Annotated in this window: 6 protein-coding genes and 1 pseudogene; 6 read left to right on the forward strand and 1 reads right to left on the reverse strand. The window is 55.5% G+C overall.

Going from position 1 to position 8,219, the window contains the following annotated elements; translation table 11 throughout:
* The 4 genes and pseudogenes from HMPREF1028_RS15410 to HMPREF1028_RS04735 all read left to right on the forward strand — a co-directional run.
* Nucleotides 1-440 (forward strand): 4Fe-4S dicluster domain-containing protein (locus tag HMPREF1028_RS15410; RefSeq protein WP_009311660.1); only part of this gene is annotated, 440 nt, incomplete at its 5' end.
* Nucleotides 440-2,067 (forward strand): annotated as a pseudogene (locus HMPREF1028_RS04725) (FAD-binding protein). The gene HMPREF1028_RS15410 and the pseudogene HMPREF1028_RS04725, both read left to right, overlap by 1 nt.
* On the forward strand, nt 2,064-3,317 hold the full coding sequence (locus HMPREF1028_RS04730) for an NADH-ubiquinone oxidoreductase-F iron-sulfur binding region domain-containing protein (protein WP_009311663.1): 1,254 nt from the start codon (nt 2,064-2,066) through the stop codon (nt 3,315-3,317). The pseudogene HMPREF1028_RS04725 and the gene HMPREF1028_RS04730 overlap by 4 nt, the downstream one beginning before the upstream one ends.
* Nucleotides 3,318-3,830: 513 nt before the next feature.
* The gene (locus HMPREF1028_RS04735) at nt 3,831-5,282 is read left to right on the forward strand and encodes a DASS family sodium-coupled anion symporter (RefSeq protein ID WP_009311665.1); all 1,452 of its coding nucleotides are present in this window, start codon (nt 3,831-3,833) and stop codon (nt 5,280-5,282) included.
* Nucleotides 5,283-5,386: 104 nt separating this feature from the next.
* Here the strand turns inward: HMPREF1028_RS04735 and HMPREF1028_RS04740 are convergent, their stop codons facing one another.
* Nucleotides 5,387-6,268, reverse strand: a complete 882-nt coding sequence (locus HMPREF1028_RS04740) for a prephenate dehydrogenase (RefSeq protein ID WP_009311666.1) — start codon at nt 6,266-6,268, stop codon at nt 5,387-5,389.
* A gap of 189 nt (nt 6,269-6,457) precedes the next feature.
* Here HMPREF1028_RS04740 and HMPREF1028_RS13395 point away from each other — a divergent pair, with 189 nt between their 5' ends.
* Nucleotides 6,458-6,709 (forward strand): hypothetical protein, encoded by a 252-nt coding sequence (locus HMPREF1028_RS13395; protein ID WP_094112995.1) that lies wholly within the window; start codon nt 6,458-6,460, stop codon nt 6,707-6,709.
* A complete protein-coding gene (gene rfaQ / locus HMPREF1028_RS04745; protein ID WP_009311667.1) occupies nt 6,654-7,760 on the forward strand; it encodes a putative lipopolysaccharide heptosyltransferase III in 1,107 nt (368 codons plus the stop codon). The genes HMPREF1028_RS13395 and rfaQ overlap by 56 nt, the downstream gene beginning before the upstream one ends.
* Nucleotides 7,761-8,219 lie beyond the last annotated feature (459 nt).

The following is an 8,219-nucleotide window of genomic DNA, read 5'->3' on the forward strand; positions in this document are numbered from 1 at the left end:
GCGAAACCAAAGTCGAAGAAGGGATGCAGGTCAGCTTCTTGGACTACTTCATTCCCGAGCATATCCAATATTACGACGTGAGCGAGGTCGGCGACGGCTGGAACTGGCTGGACGACACTGCCAAAGCCTTCCCCGAAGCGCAAAACTGTCGTCATTGCGGCGGCTGCAACCGCGCCTGCCCCAAAGGTTTGGAAGTGGAAAACGGCGTGGCGCAAGTGGTATCCGGCGATTTCGGCGCGGCTGCGCTGACCTTCGACCAATGCGTGATGTGCAACCTCTGCACCCTTTCCTGCCCCGAACACATCCGTCCGAACCACTTAGGCCTGTTCGCCCGCCGTATGAAAGCAGCGCGCACGCTGCGTCCGGTGGATTTGATGCGCCGCCTGCGCGAAATCGACAGCGGCAAAATGAAAGTCGAATTTGAAGAGGAGGCAATGTAATGGCGAACGAAATCCAAGGCATAGACTACGAAACCGCCCTTGCCAACTTGCGCGCTTCCTCATTGGAACTGCGCGGCGACCTGCCGGAAAAAACGAATTATTGAGTCAGTTTCATCCCGACTATCAGGCCAATGCGCGCGTCAAACTGCCCATCGGACCGAACACGGGCGATTACTGCCATCCTGATTTGGCGAAACTGCTGATCAGTCATCCCCTGATTGACGACTATGATTTGTCGGGCGCGGAACACTTAAACACCGACGTGCTGGTTATCGGCGGCGGCGGTGCGGGCGCAGCAGCGGCATTGTCTGCAACCGAAGCAGGCGCGCGCGTGATTATGGCGAACAAGCTGCGTATAGGCGACAGCAATACCGTGATGGCCGAAGGCGGCATTCAGGCGGCAGTCGGCGCAGAAGACAGCTTGCAGCAGCATTTTGACGACACCATCAAAGGCGGTCACAACGCAGGCAAAAAAGAATTGGTGGCGCAAATGGTTACCGACGCGCCGTCCGCCATCCGCTGGCTGATCGGCTTGGGCATGACTTTCGACCTTGCCAAAGGCGCGGACAGCAACGGCATGTTGAGCCGCAAACGTGCAGGCGGCACGACCGTGCCGCGTATCCTGAGCTACCGCGACTTTACCGGCCTTGAAATGATGCGCGTACTGCGCGAGGCGGTCGAACTCGACGAAAACATTACCCAGCTCAACCGCCACCCCGCCATCGAATTATTGTCGGACGAACACGGCCGCTGCGTCGGCGCGATTTTGTACGATTTGGAAAAACGCTCTTTGGTATTGGTTCACGCCAAAGCCGTGGTCTTGGCAACCGGCGGCAGCGGACGGCTGCATTTGCAGGGTTTCGCCACTTCCAACCACTACGGCGCAACCGCCGACGGTCTGGTGATGGCATACCGCATCGGCGCGAAACTGCGCGACATTGATTCCTTCCAATACCATCCGACCGGCGTCGCCCATCCGCCGCACTTGGCAGGCGCGCTGATTTCCGAAGCCGTGCGCTCCGCAGGCACCAAACTGGTCAACGGTTTGGGCGAGCGTTTCGTTGACGAATTGCAGCCGCGCGACGTCGTTGCCGCCGCTATTTTGCGCGAGTGCCGCGAAGGCCGCGGCGTAGTACGCGACGGACAGGTCGGCGTGTTCCTCGACACCCCGCGCCTGATTGAAAACGATCCTGATGTATTGAACCGTCTGGTTACGCTCGGCCACGTCGCCCATAAATGCGGCATCGACCCCGCTGCCGAACCCGTAATGATTCATCCGACCTTGCACTACCAAAACGGCGGCGTCGAAATCAACGGCGACGGCGCGACCTGCGTCGAAGGCCTCTATTGCGCCGGTGAAGTAACCGGCGGCATCCACGGCCGCAACCGCCTGATGGGCAACGCGCTTTTGGACATCATCAGCTTCGGCCGCCGCGCGGGTAAAGCCGCCGCCGGTTGCGGCCTGCCGCTGAAAAAAGTGCGCGGCGGTGTCGGACACGTTCACGATCTGCAACGCGAAATGACCCGCGCCGGACTGACCAGCGACATCAAAGCCCCCGTTTTATATCCCGACTACGGCAAATTCGATTTGCGCGAACACGCCGGTTTGCAGGAGCAACAATCATGAACCAAGCCAATCAAAACTTACTGCACCCGTCCCGCCAAGTCGGCGCGGATTTGGCCGCGTGGCGCAAAGTCGGCGGCGGCGAAGGCCTGCTGGCGGCACTTGCCGATCCTCAAAGCATCGTTTCCAAGCTGCAAGACGCCAACCTCTGCGGCATGGGCGGCGCAGGTTTCCCGACCTGGCGCAAATGGGAGACTGCCGTCGCAGCCCAAAGCAAACACGGCGACAAATACGTCGTCTGTAACGCCAACGAAGACGAACCGGGTACGTTCAAAGACCGCGTATTGCTGGCGAAAACGCCGCACCAAGTCATCGAAGGCGTCCTAATCGCCGCCGTCGCCTGCCGCGCCAACAAAGCGATTATGTATGTCAACCCGCACCAGACCGAATCTGTCGCCGCCATCGTGCCCGCCATCGAGCAATGGAAAAAAAGCGATTTGTTCATCCGCATCGAAAACTATCTGGGCAAACCTTTAGACCTGAAATTGGTCGAAACCTCAGGCCGCTACATCGGCGGCGAAGAAACCGCCGTGATTTCATGGTTGGAGGGCGGTTTCCCGTTCCCGCGCCGCAAGCCGCCGTTCCCCGCCGAAAGCGGTGTCAACGGTGAACCGACCCTTATCAACAACACCGAAACCTTCGCCAACATCCCGCAAATCCTTGCCAAAGGCGCGGAATGGTACAAATCGCTGGGTTTGGGCGATGCCGCAGGCACGAAACTCTACTCGCTTTCCGGCGACGTATTGAATCCGGGCCTGTACGAACTGCCGATGGGCACGACCCTGCAATCGCTGATTTTCGACCACGGCGGCGGTATGCTCGAAGGGCGCACGTTTAAAGCCGTCTTCACCGGCGGCCCGTCAAACACGCTTCTGACCGCGAAAGATTTGGACGTGCCTTTGGACTTCGTGTCCGTGCGCGAACGCAAATCCAGCCTCGGTACGGGCGCGATGATTGTGATTTCAGAAGGAACCAGCGTGGTGCGCAAAGTGTCCGAGTATGTGGAATTTTTTGCGTCCAACTCATGCGGACAATGCCCGCCGTGCAAAGGCGGCACCTTCCAACTTTCACGCCTGCTCAACCGCGTGGATACCGGCATCGGCACTTCAGACGACCTCCGCGCCCTGCAAAGCCTGTGCCAACTGCTGCCCCGAAGCGGCCGCTGCGGCCTGATCGACGGCGCGGTTACCGTGTTGCAAAGTTCGCTGCGTACCTTCCCCGAAGAGTACGGACTGCCTGCAGAGCAGGATTAATCCGATACGGGGTTTCAGACGACCTTTTCTATTATGGGAGGTCGTCTGAAAAATACCCGTAGATTGGGTCATGACCCAACATGATGATTGGGGTTTAAGTATTTGTTGGGTTTCACAACCGAACCTGCTAAATCTGAGGTTTTACCCTCTCCCTAGCCCTCTTCCACGGGGAGAGGGAATGATGGTGCTGAAGCCGACCATTATCAGATTTTCTGCAATCTGCCCCTCTTCCACGGAGAGGGAATAATGGTGCTGAAACCGACCATTATCGGACTTTCTGCAATCCGTCCCCTCTCCCCGTGGGAGAGGGTTAGGGAGAGGGCAAAACGTAAAACTCAAGAAACGTCGTCTAAAAAGATGACAACACAAAAATACGCATGATCCAAATACCCAAAAGAAAAACATAAAAAACAACTGCTGCCAAATACGTTTCAGACGACCTGTTCCCACCAAAATCAGGCACACGTCGTCTGAAATCCGATTTCCCCGATACCTCAAACTAGGAGACTCAACATGGGCTTCAAGCCAATTCCTGCGGCGGTTGCGCTCGCGCTGACGCTGATTATCTGGTTCGTCATACCCGTGCCGCAGGGCGTATCGCCCGACGCATGGCACCTTTTGGCGCTGTTCGTCGGCATCATCGCCGGCATCATCGGCAAAGCCATGCCCATCGGCGCAATGGCGATTTTGGGCATTACCTTGGTCGCGCTGACCGGAGTGACCAACGAAAAAGCCGCCGACGCGACCAAAGACGCACTGAGCAGCCTCAACAACTCGTTAATCTGGATGATCGGTATCGCCATCATCATCTCGCGCGGTTTGTTGAAAACCGGCTTGGGGATGCGTATCGGCTACCTTCTGATTTCCCTTTTCGGCAAACGCACGCTGGGCGTAGGTTACAGCTTGGCTTTGGCTGACTTGGTCATCGGTCCGGTTACGCCGAGCAACACCGCACGCGGCGGCGCGATTGTGCATCCGATTATGCGTTCCATCGCTCTGAGCTTCGATTCCGACCCCGAAAAAGGCACGGAGGGCAAAATCGGTAAATACCTCGCGCTGGTCAACTACCACGCCAACATCATCACCTGCTGCATCTTCGTTACCGCGACCGCGCCCAACCCGCTGGTCGTCGAATTGGTTGCCAAAGCCACCGATTCGCAAATCCACCTCTCTTGGGGCACATGGTTCGCCGCCATGGTCGTACCCGGCCTGATCGCCATGTTCCTGATGCCGCTGGTGCTGTATTTCCTGTATCCGCCCGAAATCAAACAAACGCCTAACGCGACCGCCCTTGCCAAAGAAAAACTGAAAGAAATGGGCGCGATGAAGCGCGACGAAAAAATCATGCTCGGCATTTTCGTGATTCTGCTGCTTCTGTGGGCGGGCGTTCCCGAAATGCTGTTCGGCGTGAAAGTCGATGCTACCGCCACCACCTTCCTCGGTCTCTCGCTGTGTCTGCTCACCGGCGTACTGACTTGGGACGACGCGCTGAAAGAAAAAGGCGCGTGGGACACCATCGTCTGGTTTGCCGCCTTGGTCATGATGGCGAACTTCCTCAACAAATTGGGACTGATTGCATGGCTGTCCGAATCCATGCAGGGCGGCATTTCCCATCTCGGCTTGGGCTGGGAAGCCGGTTGCGCCCTTCTGGTACTCGCCTACCTCTACGCCCACTACGTTTTCGCCAGCGGCACGGCACACGTTACCGCCATGTTCGGCGCGTTCTACGGCGCAGGTCTCGCCTTGGACGCACCGCCGATGCTGTTCGCCCTGATTATGGCGTCCGCCACCGGCATCATGATGTCGCTGACCCACTACGCTTCAGGTTCGTCCCCCGTCATCTACGGCTCGAACTATGTCAGCATGACCGAATGGTGGAAAGCCGGCTTCATCATGAGCGTGGTCGAAATCCTGATTTTCGGCACCATCGGCATCATCTGGTGGAAAGTACTGGGCTACTGGTAAACCCTGCCTGAAATCAACAAAAGGTCGTCTGAAAATAGGTTTTCAGACGACCTTTTTGCTTTTTGGAGAGAAGCAGTTGCAAGGTGAGGCTGGATATCAATCCGCTATTGGCTGCCCAACCATTCGTCGCGCGTTTGCTTGGCTTCTTCAAAATAACGGTATAGCGCGTCGCGGTTTTCTTGTTCGAGGATACGCTCCAGCTCGGAAAGTTGATCGTGCAGTCCGGCAATCAGCTTGATCAGGCTGTTTTTATTGTCCAGGCAGATGTCTGTCCAAATGGCGGGATGGCTGGAGGCGATACGGGTAAAGTCTCGGAAACCGCTGGCGGCAAATTTCAAATATTCCTGTCCGTCCGGATGGTCGGCGATTTGGTGGACATAGGCAAAAGCGGTCAAATGCGGCATATGGGAAACGGCGGCGAACACAGCATCGTGTTCTTCCGCGCTCATTTCAAACGTCTGTGCGCCGACCGCCTGCCACAGGCTTTTTATCAAAGCGATCCCTTCGGGACGCTCTTGTCCGTGTGTGGTGATAATCAGTTTTTTATCTTGATACAATCCGAATTGCGCCGCCAATGCGCCGCTGCGGTCGGAGCCTGCAATGGGGTGTGCGGCGATACAGTGTGAAATCCGCTCGGGCAGATATTGGCGGAAAGCGGCGATGGCAGTCCGCTTGGTGCTGCCCACATCAGACATATAAGCCTCCGGCGCAAGCAGCGGCGCAATGGCTTGGCAGATGGTCGGCAAAGTGGAAACAGGCGTGGCAATCAACACCAAATCGGCATGACCGATGCTTTCGGCGTTGATTTCCGTAAACGCTTTATCAATCACCCGACGCTCAAGCGCACGGTCGAGATTGTCGCGGTCGAGATCAATACCGGTCACGGTTTGTACCCATCCCAATCGTTTGAGATCCAGAACGAAAGAGCCGCCTATCAGTCCGACGCCGATAAGGGTGATGTGTTGGAGCGGGGCATTTGGTGTCATGGCGGATGTGTAAGGCGGTGGATGAAGGAAAGGTCGTCTGAAAACGTACCGAGGACTAGGATTTGCTTCGAAACCTGCAAAACTTTTTGGAACACAAATCCTGCCTGCGGCTTGGGCTATTATAGTAAATCGGCCCCATTCCAGCCACAACCCTATCAGACAGCCGGTCAGCCCGCAGGCGTTTTCAGAATGGAACAATCTTCTGCAGTGCCAAAAAATTTTGCATACACCGATCATCCTAAATCAATATTTTTTAAGAAAATCAAAGAAAACCGGCAGCGTTCATTTGCTCTAAAAACCGTTTATACAGAAACAGTTTTCCAAACCTTGCGTTCCGTTTTACAATTGAGAGCCATTCTTGAACCAGGTCGTCTGAAAGTACCGTATGTCACTTGCACAACCCAACCGTATCCTCGTCATCAAACTGCGCCATCATGGTGACGTATTGCTCAGTACGCCGGTCGTCGATGCGATCAAAAAACATTTTCCCGAGTGCGAAGTCGATATGCTGGTTTATCAGGAAACCGCCGACATCATCCGCGACAATCCGCAAATCGCCAGGATTTTCACCATTGACCGGCAATGGAAGAAACAAGGCATGCGGATGCAGTTCAAACACGAAAAAGACCTTTTCCGTCAGTTAAAAGCCCGTCAATACGATTGGGCATTCAACCTTTCCGACCAATGGCGTGCCGCCATCATTGCCAAGCTCTGTTCAAAATGCAGCGTCGGCTTCAACTGCATCAAACGCGACAATGCCGCCTGGCGCTGGTGTCACGACTTTCTCAACCCCGATATGGGCACGACCAAACATATCGTTGAAACCCATCTGGGCATACTGCCTCCGCTTATCCGTCCGGAAGAACTGCCCCACGCAAAAGTCCGCATGAGCATCTCCCCAGATGTCCGCAACAGTATGGAACAAAAATTGCGCGAACAAGGCTGGCAAGGCGAAAACTACGTCTTACTACATCCGGGCGCGCGCTGGTTGTTCAAATGTTGGGAAGACGGCAAAAACGCCGCACTCGTCCAGCTTCTGCTGAACCACGGACACAACGTCGTCCTGACCGCCTCCCCCAGTCCCGTTGAACACGACATGATTGAAGCCATCTTAGGTCGTCTGAAAATACCGGAAAGCGGCAAAGTATGGGTATTGTCCGGCTGCCTAACTTTGCGCGAACTTGCAGCGGCGATAGACCGCGCCAAACTGTTTATCGGCGTCGATTCCGTTCCCATGCACATCGCCGCCGCGCTCGACAAACCGCAAATCGCCCTATTCGGCGCGACTTGGCTGGGCATATGGCATCCTTATTCGCTCAATGCCGAAGTGATATGGGCGGGCGATTATACCGACCTCCCCCACCCCGACAGCATCAATACAAACAATCCCGAACGTCTCCTGAAAGCCATTCCTCTGGAAGAAGTATGGAACCGCGTTTCCGCCAAACTCGAGAAAATTGACCAAACGGGAACACACGCAGCAATAGAATAATCCCTGCTTCGGTATCAATAAGCGGTTGCCTATAAATAAAGTAGAGGTCTTTGCAAAATTAACTCCAACAGATTTTCACTCTATTCCGACATCTCAAGAGAACACCTAAGATTTATCCAAACATCCTGAAACCTTAACGGATGTCAACGCGCTATTTGGTGGAGACGTAGTCGGCATAGTGCGCCGGCAAGGCAGTCGTTTCCAATAACGAGCCTTCTCACAGCGCACACTAAGGCAGTATTGCAGCCCGCTACCTTTTCAGCCGACCTTTCCACATAGGTTTCCCCATGCATCCTGATCTGACGGCCGAATGAAGCGGGACAGGCATGTCAGCCTTACCCGCCCGACACGAAGGCCGTCCGACTCCGGACTGGATTCGGACGGCCTTTTCATCACCGGGTTTGCATCTGCGCACATTCCCTATTCGGGCGGGCGCACTCGGGTTTATTTTTAGTCGGC

It is taken from the genome of Neisseria sp. GT4A_CT1, from assembly GCF_000227275.1.
In the GTDB taxonomy this organism is placed as follows: domain Bacteria; phylum Pseudomonadota; class Gammaproteobacteria; order Burkholderiales; family Neisseriaceae; genus Neisseria.